This is a genomic window from Halomarina ordinaria (assembly GCF_030553305.1).
GTDB lineage: Archaea > Halobacteriota > Halobacteria > Halobacteriales > Haloarculaceae > Halomarina > Halomarina ordinaria.
The window spans coordinates 167,464-183,339 of record NZ_JARRAH010000003.1; the positions used below are offsets into that span (position 1 = coordinate 167,464).

Sequence of the window (15,876 nt, forward strand, 5' to 3'; positions counted from 1 at the left end):
TAACCAGATGAAGCGTGACCTCCTCGTCGTCCTCGTCGTCCTCCTCGTCGCCTCGGTGGGGGCCGGCGGGACGTTCCTGCTCGGCGGGGAGGGGTCGGGGAACGCGACCGGCGGGGGCGACGGCGAAGCGAGTCAGGCGGCGTCGACGGACGCGCCGGACACGCCCTGGGGGAACGAGACCGTCGTCGTCGGCATCAACTACACCACGTGGGAGAACCGGTCGCTCTCCCCCCACGTGGAGGAGACCCTCGACTACTGGAACGGACCCGCCGGCCGCCACGGGGCCTACGAGGCGACGTTCGTCCTCGACCCGGACGCCGACGACCCGGACGTCGAGGTGCGCGTCGTCCCCTCGATTCCGACCTGTGGCGTGGAGGGGACCGAACGGACCCTCGGCTGTGCGCCCGTGCTGCGTGAGGGAACGCGCGCGTCGTCGCCCGAAGTCGTCGAGGTCGTCGCGGGGTACAACGACACCTCCACGACGCGCACCCTCCGCCACGAGTTCGGCCACGTCCTCGGCATCGGTCACGGCGAACGCCCCTACTCGCTGATGACCGAGCGGTACGACGCGACACGCCTGCCACAGCGCGACGCGGCCGACCGTCCCGACCCCTGGCGTCCCGAACACCTCACCGTCTACGTCGACGACGGGAACCACTCCGCGAGCGCGGGCGACCTCCGCGAGCAGGTCGGCGGCGCGCTCGGCTACTACGAGTCGGGTGCGGAGGGGGCCGTCGAGACCGACCTCCGCTTCGCGCTGACCGACGACCCCGCCGAGGCGAACGTCGTGGTCGCGTTCCCCGACGAGCCGACCTGTCGGAGCGGGCCGGGGTCGTGCCGGACGCTCTACGGCGACGACCCGGACGGGGACGGCGCGCTCGAACACTACGACCGGCTCAGGATCGAGGTCGTCGACGTCGACGGCGAGGCGGTCGGCTGGCACGTCGGCGCGAACCTCCTCCCGGTGTTCGGCGCCGACGCCGACCGGCCGCCCGCGTTCGTCGACGCGGGCTACGAGGAACGTCGCGGCCGCTGGTGGGAGTGACGGGCGTCGAACGCGACGGTCAGCTCAGTCGAAGAGGTACCGTCGAATACTGTCGAGGAAGCTCCCGTCGTCTGCTGCGGCCGCGGGGTCGGTCGCGGCGGTGGAGGCCTCCTCCTCGTCCGTCGCCCCCCTCGGTTCCGTCGGTTCCGTGGGGTCCGACCGTTCGACGGGGTCCACCTCCCCCCCGTCGAACGTCGGGGTCGCGGCGAGGGGGTGACCGTCGCGCACGTCGCCCCGGGTGTCGCTCGGTTCCTCGAGCGACCGACCGGGCGCGGCGTCGCGCGTCAACTCGAAGCCCATGTCCACGATGAGTTCCTCGAGGTGCGCCTCGACGGCGTCGACGTGGATGCGCTGGGTGGGGACGGTCATCGAGATGTCGCTGTCACGCAGGCGATAGCGCGCCCCCTCGACGTCGAGCTGTGAGACCGCCGGGAGGCGCCCGTGTTCGGCGTAGTACGTCCGCAACTCCGAGACGGACGGTGAGATGGTGTGGACCCCGACGAACTTCGGCGTCGTCACCTGGACGCCGTCGTTGACGAGCGTGACGTCGCTCACCGGCTGGTTGCCGAGGACGCCGACCAGGAACGACCGCGCCTGCTCGTGTTGACCCTTCGCGAGCAGTTGTCGGACCCGGTCTTCGAATGACATATATCCCTCCTGAAGCGTCCAGTGGCAAGTACGTTTGGGTTCGAACGGATTTCCCTCGGGTGGTCGGGTCCGGGCGACGGGACGTTTATGCCGGTCTCCCATCAAGACAGTGCGATGACCGACGGAACGGACGTGGGCGACGGGGAGTCGCGGGGGAGTCCGGGACCGCGCGTGAAGGTCGCCCGCCTCATCGACCGACACGGCCTCGTCGGGTACGGCGCCGACCTGGAGGCGCGCTGGACCGACCCGGAGGACGACTGGAGCCTCCGCGGCCTGGCGACGTGGTTCAACACGGCGCTCGTCGGGGCGCACCTCGACGAGGCCGGCGTCCCGCACACGCGACGCGACCCCGGCGAGACGTACCGTCGGCTCACCGACGAGGACGCCACGGAGGGCGAACGGCGGGAGGTCGAGGCGCGACTGGTGCGCGACGGCGTCGACGTCGAGACACTTCGCGACGAGTTCGTGAGCCACCAGGCGGTCCACACCTACCTGCGCAAGCACCGCGGCGCGTCGGCGCCGTCGGTGAGCGACGAGGAGCAACTGGCCCGTGACCGCGAGCGCCTCGAACGCCTCCGGAGTCGGGCGGTCGCCGTCACCGAGGAGACCGTCGACCGCCTGCAGCGCACCGACCGCCTCACGCTCGGGACGTTCTCCGCGTTCGTCGACGTCCAGGTGCTCTGTGAGGGCTGCGGGCGCCAGTACGAGGTGAGCGACCTCATCGAGGCCGGCGGCTGCGACTGCCGGTGAGAACGCGTCCTCTGGAGGCCGACACGCCCGCGAACCTGATAAAGCTCTATACCGTGCGCGGTCGTCGAACGGTCCATGTGCTCGAAGCAGGCCGTCCGTGGGGACTCGACGGTCCGCGTGCGGAACGTCGGGGGGATCGACGAGACGGCGGTGACGTTCTCGCCCGGCGTGACGATCCTCCGGGGGCGGAACGCGACGAACCGTACCTCGCTCCTCCAGGCGGTCATGGCCGGCCTCGGCGGGTCGAGCGCCTCGCTGAAGGGTGACGCCGACGAGGGACGCGTCGAACTCGACCTGAACGGGGAGACGTACACCCGGACGCTCCGGCGCGAGGGGGGGTCGGTCCGCTTCGACGGCGACCCCTACCTCGACGGCGAGGAGGCGGAGACCGCGGAGGTGTTCGCGTTCCTGCTCGAGGACAACGAGGGGCGACGGGCGGTCGCCCGCGGCGACGACCTCCACGACATCATCATGCGACCGGTCGACACGGCCGAAATCGAGGCCGAAATCGACCGTCTGGAACGCGAGAAGCGAGCGCTGACCCGGGAGCTGGCCGAGCTCGACGACCTCGAGGCCGAGCGCGAAACGCTCGAACGCGAGCGGGCGGCCCTCCGGCGTGAACGCGAGGCGACGCGCGAGGCGCTGGCCGAGAAGGAAGCCGAGGTCGACGCCGCCGACGCCGACGGCGAGCCCGCGAGTCTCGAGTCGACATTGACCGACCTCGGCGAGGTGCGGGCGGCGCTCGAGAACACGCGGCTCGACCTCGACTCGGAGCGCGAGAGCGTCGACGCGCTGGAACGCGAGCGCGCCGACCTGCGGGCGGACCTCGACGCCCTCCCGGCGGCGACGGACGAGACGGAGGACCTTGAGGCGCGGCTCGAACACCTCCGGGCGCGCCGACGCTCGCTCGACGGGACGGTGAGCGAACTCCAGAGCATCGTCCAGTTCAACCGCGAGATGCTGGAGGGGAGCGCACCGGACGTCGCGGACGCGCTCGCGGCGGACGCGGCGGCCGACGCGACGGACGGGGCCGTGACGGACCGCCTGCTCGACGGCGAGACGACGACGTGCTGGACCTGCGGGTCGGACGTCGACGTCGACCAGATAGCGACGACCGTCGACCGCCTGCAGTCGCTCCGCCGGACGAAACTGGCCGAGCGAAACGAGATACGCGAGCGACAGGCGACGGTGAAGGCGACCCTCGACGAGCACCGGACGGAGCGCGACCGCAGAGCGCGCGCGCGAACACGGCTGGAGCGCGTCGTCGACGAACTCGAGCGGCGGCGCGAGCGAATCGAGACGCTCGAACGACGGCGCGAGGAGCGAACGGCACGCATCGAACGCCTCGAAGCCGAAGTGGAAGCGCGCGAACACGACGACCACGCCGCCGTCCTCGCACTCCACCGGGAGGCGAACGAACTGGAGTTCGAACTCGGCCGGCTGGACGACGACGTCGACGAGGTCGGGGAGCGCATCGCCCGCATCGACGGGCGCCTCGCGGAGCGCGCCGACCTCGAACGCGAGCGCGAGACCGTCACGGAGTCGCTGACGGACCTGCGCACGCGCGTCGACCGTCTCGAGACCGAGGCCGTCGAGCGGTTCAACGACCGGATGGCGACGGTCCTCGACCTCCTCGAGTACGAGAACCTCGACCGCATCTGGCTCGAACGCTCGGTCGACGAGGACCGGTCGAGCGTCGACGACGCCACGTTCGAGTTGCACGTGGTACGGACGACGGCGTCGGGGACGGCGTACGAGGACACGGTGGACCACCTGAGCGAGTCCGAACGGGAGGTGACGGGGCTGGTGTTCGCGCTGGCGGGATACCTGGTCCACGAGGTCCCGACCGCATCGCCCACCTCGTCGACGACCTCGCCCAGGAGGCGCCGTTCCTCGTCACGGCGCTCCTGCCCGAGGACGCCCGGGCGCTCGACGACGCGTACGACCGCGTCGACGACATCTGAACCCTGCCGTCGGAGGGCGAGTAGCGACACCGAAGCCCCACGACACCTGCCATCGGGACCGTTCCCTCGGGGCACCGGTCGGAGAGGGACGCCCTCAGAGCGGGCGGAACTTCGCGCCGTAGCGGACGACGCCCTCGCCCTCGTAGATGCGTCGGACGACGGCCTCGACGCGGTCGCCGCGGCCGTGTTCGTGGGGGTCGCAGTCGGTGAGCATCGCCGGGACGCGCGCCCCCTCGTCGAGTTCGACGAGCACCGCGCCGATGGCCCCCTCCGCGTCGAGCAGGCCGGCGAACTCCGGCGGCGCGCCGTTCTCGATGACCGTGTGGGCGACGATTTCCCCCGTGCCCTCGGGTTCGACCTCCTCGAAGGCGTCGACGGCCGCGCACTCGACGCACGGGCCGTCGGCCGGGAACGTGTGGGCGCCGCACTCGGTACACCGGCCGAGGACGAGGCGGTAGCGGCTGTCGAGGCGCTGCCACCACGTCGGGACGCTGAGGTACGCCCCCATCAGCGCTCACCCCCCTCGGAGAGGACGCGACCACGCTTCCGGAGGTACTCCGCGTAGGTGAGGTCCTCGGTGGGACGGTCCTCGTTCGAGGCGACGTCGAGCGACCCCTCGATGCGGAGGGCGTCGGCCCCCGCGCCGTCGCCGAAGCCGACGACCGCGACGGCTGACTCGCCGGCCGCCCACGCCGCGAACAGGCCGAAGAAGGGGCTCGCGGCCCCCGTGTCGCCGAGGTCCGCCGCGCGGTGGTACACTTCCACGTCGGCGTCGATTCCCCTCGCGGCGCGACCGGGCAGTTTGCCGTCGGTCGCCGTCGGCGCGAGCGCGCCGGGGACCGTCTCCAGTCCCTCGACGGCGCCGGCGACGACGCTCGTGAACGCGTCGCGCCCGTAGGCCGTCGCGCCGTACGTCTCGACGCCCTCGCCGCCGCGTCGACGGAAGCGCGTCCCGGGGTACTCCCGGGCGTAGGTGGCGTGCTCGGCGACCGTCGCCGGCCCGTCCGCACCGACCACGAGGGCGACGGCACCGGCGCCCGCGGCGTGGTCGACCGCGTCGTCGGTCGCCCCGACGGGACAGTCGGCGACGACGACGAGCGTTCGGACGGGCGTGGAGAGCGCCGACAGGAGGGCGCGCGTGCCGGCGCGCGTCGACTGGGTGAACGTCGTCACGTCGGTCGACCGCGGGAGGCCGAGGATTTCAGCGAGGCGGACGCCGACGTCGCCCTCGTCGAGCGGCGGGGTGGTCGTGGCGAACGCGAGCGCCCCGACGTCGTCCGTGTCGAGGTCACCGAGCGCCGCGCGCGCCGCCTCGACGCCCATCGTGACGGCGTCCTCGTCGTACCCCGCGACGCGCTTCTCGCGGACGCCGCCGGCCTTGAAGCCGTCCCACGCCTCGCCGACGGTCGCGGCGTCGATACGGGCGCGCGGGAGGTACGCGCCCGCGCTCACGAGCGCACTCACGCCCATCCCCCCTCGTAGACGTGGACGACGACGGAACCGCCGGACCCACCCACGTTGTGCGTGAGGCCGCGCGAGAGGCCGTCGACCTGCCGGTCGCCCGCCTCCCCGCGCAGCTGCTTGAACACCTCGACCACCTGGCCCGTGCCGGTGGCGCCGATGGGGTGGCCCTTCGACTTCAGCCCCCCCGAGAGGTTCACCGGACGCTCGCCGTCGGGGAACGTCGCGCGACGCTCGACGTACGCGCCGGCCTCGCCCTTCTCGCAGAAGCCGAGGTCCTCGTACGCCAGCAGTTCCGCGATGGAGAAGCAGTCGTGGACCTCCGCGAACTCGATGTCCTCGGGGCCACAGTCGGCCTCGTCGTAGGCCTGCCGTGCGGCCTGCTCGGTCGCCGGGATGCCCGTCAGCGTCGGGCGCTGGAAGAGGCCGACCCGGCCGCTCGCCTGTCCGGTTCCGGTGATTCGCACGGGCCGGTCGGTCAGGTCCTCGGCCGCCTCGCGGCTGGCGACGATGACGGCGCTCGCCCCGTCGGAGGTCGGACAGCAGTCGTAGAGGTTGAGCGGGTCGGCGACCGACGGTCCGGCGACCGCGTCCTCCAGCGAGCACTCGAAGCGGAGGTGCGCGTGGGGGTTCTTCGCGCCGTTGCCGTGGTTCTTCACGGCGACGTGCGAGAGCTGTTCGCGCGTCGTCCCGAACTCGGCCATGTGCGCGGAGGCCATCTGGGCGTACACGCCCGAGAAGGTGGTGCCGGCCATGCGCTCCCACTCCGTCTCGCCGCTGACGCCGAGCCAGTAGCGCGTCTGCTCGCCGCTCATGTCGGTCATCACCTCGACGCCGCCGGCGAGGGCGACGTCCGCGACGCCCGCCCTGACGGCGAGGACGGCCTGTCGGAGGGCGACGCCGCTCGCGGCGCAGGCGTTCTCGACGCGCGTACAGGAGGTGCCGTCGAGGCCGACGTGCTCGGTGACGGCCGGCCCGCTCAGTCCCAACTGTCGGCCGCCGACGCCGAGGGTGCCGACGTAGGCCTCGTCGATACGGTCTCGCTCGAACTCGCCGTCCACGGCGTCGACCGCGCCGTCGAACGCGGTCTTGAACAGCGAGCGATAGGATTCGTCCGGGAACGCCCCGAAGTCCGACTGGGCGGCCCCGACGACGTAGACGTCTCGCATACGCGTGAGTCCGCTCGGGGCGTGAAACCTGTTTCCATTGTACGAGGTCGACAGGTCCTCGCGGGCGCGCCGTGCCCGCGAAAGCGGAGCGGAACGCTTATTCCACCGCTCGAACGCCTCTCCCCGTATGCACGTCACGGTTATCGGAGCGGGGAGCATGGGCCACGGCATCGCCCAGGTGTCGGCGATGGCCGGCCACGAGGTGACGCTGAACGACGTGGACGACGAGCGGGTCCGGGCCGGACTCGAGGGCGTCGAAGCCAACCTGGCGGGGGGCGTCGAGCGGGGGAAGGTGACCGAGGCGGAGCGCGAGGCGACGCTCGCGAACCTCACGGGCGAGAGCGACCTGACCGCCGCGGCCGCGGGGGCCGACCTCGTGATAGAGGCGGTCCCGGAGGTGATGGACCTGAAGACGGAGGTGCTGGGCGAGGCGGCGGCGGTCGCCGCCGAGGACGCGCTGCTCGCGTCGAACACGTCCTCCCTGTCGCTGACGGAACTGGCGAGCGCGCTCCCCGACCCGGCCCGCGTGGTGGGCGTCCACTTCTTCAACCCGCCGCACATCATGCCGCTGGTCGAGGTAGTGCTGGCGGAACAGACCGCCGAGCGGACCGAACGCCGCGCCGTCGAGTACGTCGAGGGGCTGGAGAAGGACGCCGTCGTGGTGCGCGACAGCCCCGGCTTCGCCTCCTCCCGGCTGGGCATCGCGCTCGGACTGGAGGCGATGCGGATGGTCGACGAGGGCGTCGCGAGCGTCCCCGACATCGACACCGCGATGCGAGAGGGGTACAACCACCCGATGGGCCCGCTCATGCTCACCGACCTCGTCGGCCTCGACGTCCGCCTCGACATCGCGGAGTACCTCCGCGAGTCGTTCGGCGAGCGCTTCCGGCCCCCGCAGGTGCTCCGGCGGAAGGTCGCCGCCGGCCACCTCGGGAAGAAATCCGGGGAGGGGTTCTACGTCTGGGAGGACGGCGAGGCCGTCGGCCCCAGCGACGAGGCGAGTCGTTGAGCGCACCGAGTGCGCCGTCACGTTCACTGTCAGCCGCCTGACGAACGAACCGTTCGTTTCGTGGAAACAGTTCCAACGTATAGTTTCTCTAGCGCGAACATTGATGTAGCACGGGGTGGCAGACCGTAGCCATGGCACGGGACGGGCGGACCGGCGGGGGGAGCGAGACGGTTAAGAGCGTCGACACGACGCTCGCGCTGGTCGAGGCGCTGATGGACCTCGACGGCGCGCGCGTGACGACGCTCGCGGAGGAAGTGGGCGTCTCGAAGAGCACCGTCCACAAGCACCTGAGCACGCTCTCGGCGCGCGACTACGTGGTCCGCGACGGGGAGGCGTATCGCCTCGGCCTGCGCTGTCTCGACGTCGGGGGGTACGCCCGGGACCGCCTGCCCGGCGCGACGCTCGTGAAGGCGAAGGTCCGGGAACTCGCGGACGAGACCGGCGAGGTGGCCCAGTTCATGGCCGAGGAACGCGGCCTCGCGGTCGTCCTCTACCGCGAGGCGGGACGCAACGGCGTCGCCAGCCGGACCCGCCCCGGGATGCGCCTCCCGCTCCACCAGGTCGCCGCCGGGAAGGCCATCCTCTCGCGGCTCCCCGAGGCGCGGGTCGTCGACATCGTCGAAGGACGTGGCCTCCCGCGAGCGACGGAGGAGACGATTACCGACCCCGACGCGCTGTACGCCGAACTCGAGGCGGTCCGCGAGCGCGGTATCGCGTTCAGTTACGGCGAGAGCACCAGAGGCCTGTACAGCGTCGCGACGCCGCTCATGGCCCCCGACGACGACGTCCTCGGTGCCTGCGTGGTTTCGGGCCCGAGCCACCGCATGTCCGGCGACCCGATGGCTCGCGAGGTCCCCGACCTCCTGCTGAGCGTCGTCAACGAACTCGAACTCAACATCGCCCACTCCGGCGTGGCGTGATTCGCGGCGTGGTTTCGCCAGTAGAAACGTCGTCCGAAGCGACCGGCACGAAACGTGCTCGGCTCTGTTCTCAGAGGGATTCGTCCGAACGGCGAACGCCGTCCCCAGAGGCTCTCGGGAGGTAATAGACCCGACGAGAGTGGCCCCTCGTCGTAGCGGGCGTCGGCCAGTAGTGACAACCGTACCTTCGTAACGTGTCTCGGTCGTCGACGTCGAAACGTTCGAGGTGCGAAGTAGTATATCTCTCGACTATCATCTGGTTTCAGGCTGTGTGTCCGTCGATATCGGACGATTTTCACGTCACGTGCCACGTCCACACTCTCGTTTCGTACATCGAAACGTTACGGTGCGTCCGGTATCGAATGGCGGAGGAGTCCTTCGCGGGGAATCGTTCGTTCCGCGTCGCTCGTCGGCGTCCACAGGTACCGGGTAGTGACCGGCGGGAGACACTCGTTTCCGTTCTCGAAACCCGTCCTCGAACGCGTACGGGCGAGCGTCGCGACGGTAACGCTTTTGCTCGGTCCGTCGGTTGGGAGCGTATGACGCGATTTCTCGACGACGGCTTCAGGCTCTCCGAGAGTCAGCGCCTCGTCCAGAAGAGCATCCGGGAGGTCTGTGCGACCTTCGACCGCGAGTACTGGCGCGAGTGTTCGACGACCGGCACCTACCCCCACGAGTTCGTCGACACGCTCGCCGAGGAGGGGTGGATGGGTGCGCTCGTCCCCGAGGAGTTCGGCGGCGCAGGGATGGGCACCCCAGAGACGGTGGTCATGATGGAGGAGATAGCCGCGGGTGGCGGGGGGTTCGCCGCCGCACAGGCCGTCCACGGCGGCATCTACAACTCCGTCCCGCTGGTGAAGTACGGCAGCGAGGAGATGAAAGAGGACCTCCTTCCCCGCGTGGCGCGCGGCGAGGCGTCCATCCAGACGTTCTGTCTCACGGAACCGAACGCCGGGTCCGATTCGACGAGCATCGAGACGTTCGCGCGCCGGGAGGGCGACGAGTGGGTCGTCGATGGACAAAAGATCTGGATTTCGCGGGTCGACGTCAGCGACTACGCCGTCCTCGTCGCCCGCACCACACCCAAAGCGGACGTCGAGAAGCGGACGCGGGGTATCTCGATGTTCCTCGTCGACCTCGACGACGCCGTCGAGCAGGGTGCCCTCGAGTTCGACGTGATAGAGAAATCCGCCAGCGAGTTCGTCCACTCCTACCAGCTCTACTTCGACGGGCTTCGACTCCCCGAGTCGGCACTCATCGGCGAGGAGGGGCGGGGCTTCTACCAGGTGCTCGACGGGCTGAACGAGGAGCGTCTCGTCATCGCCGCCGAGTGTCTCGGACTCGGCCACCTCGCAATCGAGCGCGGGGTCGCCTACGCGAACGAGCGCGAGGTGTTCGGCCGACCCATCGGGCAGAACCAGGCCATCCAGCACCCGCTCGCCGAGGCGTTCGCCCGCCTGCAGGCGGCGAAACAGCTCACGTACGCCGCAGCGGAGACGAGCGCGCGCGACGAGGAGGCGGACCTGGGGGCGTACGCGAACATGGCGAAGTTCCTGGCGGCCGACGCGGCCTTTGAAGCTGCTGACGCTGCGGTCCAGACTCACGGCGGGTTCGGGGTGGCCACGGAGTACGACGTCGACCGCTACTTCCGGGAGGCGCGCCTGACCCGTCTCGTGCCCATCACCCAGCAACTCGTCCTCAACTACGTCGGCGAGCGCGTCCTCGGCCTCCCCCGCTCGTACTGAGGGGACGAGCGGACCGACGGTCTCGGCCGACCACCGACGATAGACGACCGACGTGGCGCGGTATTATGGTGGTCGCCGCGAACCACGAGGTATGCGTTCCACGTCACCACGTGACCCGGACGGCGAGCTCGCCGCCTTCGCGGCCGACATCGACTTCGACGACCTTCCCACGGAACTCGTCCGGAGCGCGGAGCGGGCGTTCGTCGACACGGTCGGCGTCACCGTCGCCGGGGCCGTCGAGGGCGCCGGTGCCGTCGCCATCGAGACGACCCGGGCGGGCGGGGAGGGCGGACCGGCCTCGTTCGTCGGCGTCCCGGGGAGCGCGTCGGTCCCGGACGCGGCGTTCGCCAACGGGACGGCCGGCCACGCCCTCGACTTCGACGACGTGACGCGCGGGGTGTGGCACCCGAGCGTCCCCGTGGTCGCCCCCGTTCTCGCGCTGGCGGAGGCGGAGGACCTCCCGGGCGAGCGGGCGGTCACCGCCTACGTCGCCGGCTACGAGACGCAGTGTTACCTCGCCGACGCGCTCCTCCCCGAGCACTACGAGCGGGGGTGGCACGCGACGGCGACGTTCGGTACCATCGGGGCGGCCGTCGCGTGCGCCGTCCTGCTCGACCTGGACGAGACGGCGACCCGTCGTGCGATAAACGCCGCCGCCTCCATGCCCGCGGGGCTGAAGAAGAACTTCGGGACGATGACCAAGCCCATGCACGCCGGCCACGCCGCCCGGTCGGGGTTGACGGCCGCGATGCTCGCCGCACGCGGCCACACCGCCGCCGATGGGGCACTCGGGACCGACCGCGGCGTCCTCGACCTCTACGCCGGCGACGACCTGCACCCCGAGGAGATGGCCCGCCTCGGCGAGGAGTGGGCGCTCGCGAGCGACGGCATCCAGGTGAAGAAGTACCCCTGCTGTTACTTCACCCACCCGGGCGTGTACGCGACCCAGCGACTCGTCGCGGACAACGACCTCGCCCCGGCCGACGTCGAGTCCGTCCGGGTACTCGCGTCGCGGGGTGCCGCGGACGCGCTCCACTACGACGACCCGGACTCGGGGCTGGAGGCGAAGTTCTCCATGCCCTACACGGTGGCCTCGGCCGTCGTCCGCGACCGGGTCGGTCTGGAGGCGTTCGACGACGAGAACGTGGGTGACCCCGAGGTGCAGGCCGTCCGCGAGCGGGTCGCCTTCGAGGTGGACCCGGACCTCGCCTACGAGCCGTATCACACCACCGTCGTCGTCGAGACGACCGCCGGCGAGCGCCACGAGCGGGTCCAGGAGGTCCCCCCCGGAACGCCCGCGGACCCACTGACCGACGAGGAACTGGCGGCGAAGTTCCGGATGTGCGTCGAGCGCGCCGACGTCGACGTCGACCCGGACGTCGCCTACCGGCGCCTCGACGCGCTCGGCGAACAGGACAGCGTCGCACACGTCACGGACGCGCTCTGAGGGCGGCCGAACGTATATATCGACCACCTCGGTACGTGTGCCATGCTCGCACTGGACGAAGAGCAACGGATGGTGATGAGCCTCCTCTCGGACATCGCTGAGCGGGAGTTCAGGGACCGTGCCTGCACCTGGGACGGGGCGTTCCCGTGGGAGAACCTGCGCCTGCTCGGCGAGCACGGCCTCGTCGGTCTCAACCTTCCCGAGGAGTACGGCGGCGGCGGGATGGGCGAGTTCGAGGCGATGCTCGCCATCGAGGCGGTCGGCCGGGTCTGTCCGGACACCGCAAACGCCCTCTACGGCCAGTCGATGGTCGCCCCACGCGCTATCGACATGTTCGGGAGCGAGGCGGCGAAGGAGCGCTACCTCCCGCCCGTCTGCCGGGGGGAGTCGGCGCTCGCCATCGCTATCAGCGAACCGCACGCCGGGAGCGACGCCGGTGCGATGGACACCCACGTCGTGGAAGACGGCGGTGACCTCTACCTCTCGGGCGAGAAGATATGGGTCAGCTACGTCCCCGAGTCCGACGCGGCGGTCGTCTGGGCCTACTTCCCCGACGACAACCTCGGGACGGTCGTCGTCGACCTCGACGCGCCCGGCGTCGACGTCAACGAGCACTACCGCAACATGGCCGGTCACACCCAGACGCACTTCTTCATGGACGAGGTTCGAATCCCGGCGGAGAACGTCCTCGTACGCGGGGAGTCGGCGCTGAAGGAGCAGTTGAAGGCGCTGAACTGGGAGCGCTGCGGGAGCGCGGCGTACGCCAACGCCATCGCGCGCTGTGCCTTCGACCACGCGCTCGACTACGCCCGCGAGCGAGAGCAGTTCGACCGGCCAATCGGCGACTTCCAGGGGATTCGGTGGAAACTCGCCGACATGGCCGCCCGCATCGAGAGTGCCCGGAGCGTCGCCCTGCGGGCCGCACTCACCGCCGAGGCGCGGGGACGCGTCCCCGACCGCCTGGAGACGAGCGTCGCGAAGTACGTCTCCGGGCAGACCGTCGAACACGTCGTCAGCGAGGCGCTCCAGATACACGGCGCGACGGGCTACCAGCGCGACCACCCGCTCGAGTACCTCTACCGTCTCCAGCGCGGGCGGCGCATCGCCGCCGGCACCGACGAGGTCATGAAGGACACCATCGCGGACGCCCTCTTCGCCGACGGGTTGCCCGGCGTCGTCTGAGGACGTCGGTGTCCGTCGCCGGGACGCCCCTCCCGCGGGTCGCGAGCGAGAGGACGTGTGACGAAACCCGTCTTCGGACCACGTGTGTGGACGTCAGACGGGCAGGACACCTGTGCCGCGTCGCGGTCCCGTTCGCTCGCGGGAGACCGGAGACCGGGTATCGGTCGGCGGTTAGCGGTTCTCGATGCGCTCGCGCCAGGCGTCGGGGAGCGGCTTCGACCGGCCCGCCTCGCGGTCGTAGGCCACCTGTACGGACTCGGCGGTGGCCGCGAGGTCGTCGCCGGCGTACACCTCGTAGCGCATCGTCAGGCTGGAGTCGCCGAGCCGGGTCACCTCCAGGTCGACGCGGACGGCCTCGCCGAGGTCGATGGGGTGGCGGTACTCGACGTCCTGGCGCGCGATGACGGTGTCGACCCGGTCGAGCCGTTCGTCGAGGACCTCCCGGAAGAACTCCGAGCGCGCCTGTTCGAGGTAGCTGACGTACACGGCGTTGTTGACGTGGTTCATCGAGTCGATGTCCCGGAACCGGACCTGGATGTCCGTGCTGAACGGCTCTCCCATGGCGCGGAGGGACGGACACCAGCGTCAAATACGTGTTCGTCCGTCCCCGGAGGGTCCGCCCGTCGGTCGCGCGGTCCCGTCGCCGTCGACCGACGCCGGAGCGTGTGAAATGTACGCACGGGTTTTAAGAACGTTCGACGTGGTGGTGTGTCCATGCAGCCGTTCGAGGGGGTCGACGTGCTCGACCTCACGCAGTCCATCGCCGGGCCGGTGAGTACGGCGATGCTGGCGTCGATGGGGGCGAACGTCGTGAAGCTCGAACCACCCGACGGCGACGCCTTCCGGGGGATGCTCGGCGGCGCGATGTTCACCTACGCGAACCGGGGCGGCAAGCGGAGTATCGCCGTCGACCTGAAGACCGAGGAGGGGGCGACGGTGGCCCGTGACCTCGCCCGGCGTGCCGACGTGGTCGTCGAGTCCTTTCGTCCAGGTGTCGTCGAGAAGTTCGGCCTCGACTACGAGACGACGCGCGCCGAGAACCCCGGGGTGGTGTACTGCTCGGTGAGTGGGTTCGGTCAGGGCGGTCCCTACCGCGACTACCCGGCGTACGACCCGGTGGTGCAGGCGGCGAGCGGGCTGATGTCGGTCATCGGCTACCCCGACCGGCCGCCGGTCCGCATCGGCGCGAGCGTCATCGACTGCGGGACGGGTGCGAACGCCGCCTTCATGATGGCGAGCGCGCTCCGCGAGCGCGAGCGCACCGGCGAGGGCGAGTACATCGACATGTCGCTGTTCGACGTCGCCGTCTCGTGGATGGGCTACTGGCTCGCGTACTACGACTCCGTCGGCGAGACGCCCCGGCGCGCGGGGTCCAGACTCCACGGCTTCGCCCCGAACAACGTCTTCGAGGCCGGCGACGGCGACGCGCTGTACATGAGCGCCATCTCCGACCACCTCTACGAACGGGTCTGTCGCGCCGTCGACCGCGAGGACCTGCTCGACGACGAGCGGTTCGGGTCGCCCGACGACCGGTGGGACAACCGCGAGGTCCTCGAAGCCGAACTGGCCGAGACCTTCGCGCGCTACGAGCGCGACGCGCTGGTCGAGCGCCTCGCCGCCGCCGGCGTCCCCACCGGCCCCCTCCAGGGGGTGACCGACCTCCTCGACGACGACCACCTCGCGGCACGGGACCTCGTGACCGAGACGGAGAACGTCGAGCGCGACCGCAGGGTCCGGACCGCCGCCTACCCCCTGCGGACGCGGGAGGGCCTGCCCGACCTGGCCGACCCGCCCTCGCTGGGCGAGCACACCCGCGAGGTGCTCGCCGACCTCGGCGTCGCCGAGAGTGAGGTCGACCGCCTCCTCGAGGAGGACGTGGTCCGCGACGCCTGACCGGGAGTACCGCCGACGGGGTGGGTAACACTTAGTAGCGTCTCGCGCGCCGGTCGACGTATGACAGACGAGGACGCGGCGGGCGACCGCCGCCTGGTCGCGGGCTGGCAGGGCCGGTACTACGAGGATTTCACCGTCGGGGACGTGTACAAACATCCCTTCGGTCGGACCGTGACGGAGACGGACAACGTCTGGCTGACGAACCTGACGATGAACCTCAATCCGATGCACTTCAACGAGGCGTACGCCGCCGAGACCGAGTTCGGCGAGCGCCTCGTCGACGGCACGTTCGTCATCGCGCTGGCGGTGGGCATGAGCGTCATCGACATCTCGGTGAACGCCACCGCCAACCTCGGCTACGATAGAATCAGGCACCACGCGCCGGTCTACCACGGCGACACTATCTTCGCCGAGAGCGAGGTCCTCGAGAAGCGCGAGTCGAGTTCGCGCGACCACGTCGGCATCGTCACCACCGAACTCCGGGCGTTCAACCAGGATGGAACGAAGGTCCTCTCGCTCGAACGCACCCCCATGGTCCTCAAACGCGAGTACGCACAACCCACCGCCGAGCAGCCCCCGGGGTGGCCCGAGGGCGTCGGAACGCTGAACGCGGACCTCGACGGGGAGTAGTGGAGCGACGAGG

Annotated in this window: 14 protein-coding genes and 1 pseudogene; 10 read left to right on the forward strand and 5 right to left on the reverse strand. The window is 70.5% G+C overall.

Features of this window, described 5'->3' with window-relative positions; all coding sequences use genetic code 11:
* Positions 1–7 precede the first annotated feature (7 nt).
* A complete protein-coding gene (locus P1Y20_RS16780) occupies positions 8–1,045 on the forward strand; it encodes a zinc metalloprotease (protein ID WP_304449862.1) in 1,038 nt (345 codons plus the stop codon).
* Positions 1,046–1,069: 24 nt separating this feature from the next.
* Here P1Y20_RS16780 and P1Y20_RS16785 read toward each other — a convergent pair whose 3' ends face one another.
* Complete coding sequence (locus P1Y20_RS16785) at positions 1,070–1,693, reverse strand: hypothetical protein (protein WP_304449863.1); 624 nt, start codon at positions 1,691–1,693, stop codon at positions 1,070–1,072.
* Between the two features lie 114 nt (positions 1,694–1,807).
* Here P1Y20_RS16785 and rdfA point away from each other — a divergent pair, with 114 nt between their 5' ends.
* Positions 1,808–2,443 carry a rod-determining factor RdfA gene (rdfA, locus tag P1Y20_RS16790; RefSeq protein WP_304449864.1) on the forward strand — a complete coding sequence of 212 codons (636 nt, stop codon included), beginning with the start codon at positions 1,808–1,810 and terminating at the stop codon, positions 2,441–2,443.
* A 75-nt stretch (positions 2,444–2,518) separates the two neighbouring features.
* A pseudogene (locus tag P1Y20_RS16795) lies at positions 2,519–4,407 on the forward strand (archaea-specific SMC-related protein).
* A 94-nt stretch (positions 4,408–4,501) separates the two neighbouring features.
* Here the strand turns inward: P1Y20_RS16795 and P1Y20_RS16800 are convergent.
* The 3 genes from P1Y20_RS16800 to P1Y20_RS16810 are packed head-to-tail and all read right to left on the reverse strand — an operon-like array spanning position 4,502 to position 7,037.
* Positions 4,502–4,915 carry a Zn-ribbon domain-containing OB-fold protein gene (locus tag P1Y20_RS16800; protein WP_304449865.1) on the reverse strand — a complete coding sequence of 138 codons (414 nt, stop codon included), beginning with the start codon at positions 4,913–4,915 and terminating at the stop codon, positions 4,502–4,504.
* Positions 4,915–5,871: a hypothetical protein gene (locus P1Y20_RS16805; RefSeq protein ID WP_304449866.1), complete on the reverse strand. Its 957-nt coding sequence runs from the start codon at positions 5,869–5,871 to the stop codon at positions 4,915–4,917. Before P1Y20_RS16805 ends, P1Y20_RS16800 begins: the two co-directional genes overlap by 1 nt.
* The gene (locus P1Y20_RS16810) at positions 5,868–7,037 is read right to left on the reverse strand and encodes a thiolase domain-containing protein (protein ID WP_304449867.1); all 1,170 of its coding nucleotides are present in this window, start codon (positions 7,035–7,037) and stop codon (positions 5,868–5,870) included. Before P1Y20_RS16810 ends, P1Y20_RS16805 begins: the two co-directional genes overlap by 4 nt.
* Positions 7,038–7,164: 127 nt before the next feature.
* Between P1Y20_RS16810 and P1Y20_RS16815 the strand changes: the two genes are divergently transcribed.
* The 5 genes from P1Y20_RS16815 to P1Y20_RS16835 all read left to right on the forward strand — a co-directional run bounded on the left by P1Y20_RS16815 (position 7,165) and on the right by P1Y20_RS16835 (position 13,340).
* A complete protein-coding gene (locus tag P1Y20_RS16815; RefSeq protein ID WP_304449868.1) occupies positions 7,165–8,046 on the forward strand; it encodes a 3-hydroxyacyl-CoA dehydrogenase family protein in 882 nt (293 codons plus the stop codon).
* Between the two features lie 131 nt (positions 8,047–8,177).
* Entirely contained in the window at positions 8,178–8,966 is a 789-nt protein-coding gene (locus tag P1Y20_RS16820; RefSeq protein WP_304449869.1) for an IclR family transcriptional regulator, read from the forward strand.
* A gap of 539 nt (positions 8,967–9,505) precedes the next feature.
* Positions 9,506–10,711, forward strand: a complete 1,206-nt coding sequence (locus P1Y20_RS16825) for an acyl-CoA dehydrogenase family protein (RefSeq protein ID WP_304449870.1) — start codon at positions 9,506–9,508, stop codon at positions 10,709–10,711.
* A gap of 91 nt (positions 10,712–10,802) precedes the next feature.
* Entirely contained in the window at positions 10,803–12,158 is a 1,356-nt protein-coding gene (locus tag P1Y20_RS16830; RefSeq protein ID WP_304449871.1) for an MmgE/PrpD family protein, read from the forward strand.
* Between the two features lie 42 nt (positions 12,159–12,200).
* Positions 12,201–13,340: an acyl-CoA dehydrogenase family protein gene (locus tag P1Y20_RS16835; protein ID WP_304449872.1), complete on the forward strand. Its 1,140-nt coding sequence runs from the start codon at positions 12,201–12,203 to the stop codon at positions 13,338–13,340.
* A 171-nt stretch (positions 13,341–13,511) separates the two neighbouring features.
* Here the strand turns inward: P1Y20_RS16835 and P1Y20_RS16840 are convergent, their stop codons facing one another.
* Positions 13,512–13,901 carry an acyl-CoA thioesterase gene (locus P1Y20_RS16840; RefSeq protein ID WP_304449873.1) on the reverse strand — a complete coding sequence of 130 codons (390 nt, stop codon included), beginning with the start codon at positions 13,899–13,901 and terminating at the stop codon, positions 13,512–13,514.
* A gap of 153 nt (positions 13,902–14,054) precedes the next feature.
* Here P1Y20_RS16840 and P1Y20_RS16845 point away from each other — a divergent pair, with 153 nt between their 5' ends.
* Positions 14,055–15,233 (forward strand): CaiB/BaiF CoA transferase family protein, encoded by a 1,179-nt coding sequence (locus P1Y20_RS16845; RefSeq protein ID WP_304449874.1) that lies wholly within the window; start codon positions 14,055–14,057, stop codon positions 15,231–15,233.
* A gap of 60 nt (positions 15,234–15,293) precedes the next feature.
* The gene (locus P1Y20_RS16850; RefSeq protein WP_304449875.1) at positions 15,294–15,863 is read left to right on the forward strand and encodes a MaoC family dehydratase; all 570 of its coding nucleotides are present in this window, start codon (positions 15,294–15,296) and stop codon (positions 15,861–15,863) included.
* The last annotated feature ends 13 nt before the right edge of the window (positions 15,864–15,876 follow it).

Bases quoted from the DNA above. Each gene is read 5' to 3' on its own strand.
- P1Y20_RS16830 (WP_304449871.1), top strand. From the start codon at position 10,803: ATGCGTTCCACGTCACCACGTGACCCGGACGGCGAGCTCGCCGCCTTC.
- P1Y20_RS16835 (WP_304449872.1), top strand. From the start codon at position 12,201: ATGCTCGCACTGGACGAAGAGCAACGGATGGTGATGAGCCTCCTCTCG.
- P1Y20_RS16815 (WP_304449868.1), top strand. From the start codon at position 7,165: ATGCACGTCACGGTTATCGGAGCGGGGAGCATGGGCCACGGCATCGCC.
- P1Y20_RS16840 (WP_304449873.1), bottom strand. From the start codon at position 13,901: ATGGGAGAGCCGTTCAGCACGGACATCCAGGTCCGGTTCCGGGACATC.
- P1Y20_RS16780 (WP_304449862.1), top strand. From the start codon at position 8: ATGAAGCGTGACCTCCTCGTCGTCCTCGTCGTCCTCCTCGTCGCCTCG.
- P1Y20_RS16810 (WP_304449867.1), bottom strand. From the start codon at position 7,037: ATGCGAGACGTCTACGTCGTCGGGGCCGCCCAGTCGGACTTCGGGGCG.
- P1Y20_RS16845 (WP_304449874.1), top strand. From the start codon at position 14,055: ATGCAGCCGTTCGAGGGGGTCGACGTGCTCGACCTCACGCAGTCCATC.
- P1Y20_RS16800 (WP_304449865.1), bottom strand. From the start codon at position 4,915: ATGGGGGCGTACCTCAGCGTCCCGACGTGGTGGCAGCGCCTCGACAGC.
- P1Y20_RS16785 (WP_304449863.1), bottom strand. From the start codon at position 1,693: ATGTCATTCGAAGACCGGGTCCGACAACTGCTCGCGAAGGGTCAACAC.
- rdfA (WP_304449864.1), top strand. From the start codon at position 1,808: ATGACCGACGGAACGGACGTGGGCGACGGGGAGTCGCGGGGGAGTCCG.
- P1Y20_RS16825 (WP_304449870.1), top strand. From the start codon at position 9,506: ATGACGCGATTTCTCGACGACGGCTTCAGGCTCTCCGAGAGTCAGCGC.
- P1Y20_RS16850 (WP_304449875.1), top strand. From the start codon at position 15,294: ATGACAGACGAGGACGCGGCGGGCGACCGCCGCCTGGTCGCGGGCTGG.
- P1Y20_RS16820 (WP_304449869.1), top strand. From the start codon at position 8,178: ATGGCACGGGACGGGCGGACCGGCGGGGGGAGCGAGACGGTTAAGAGC.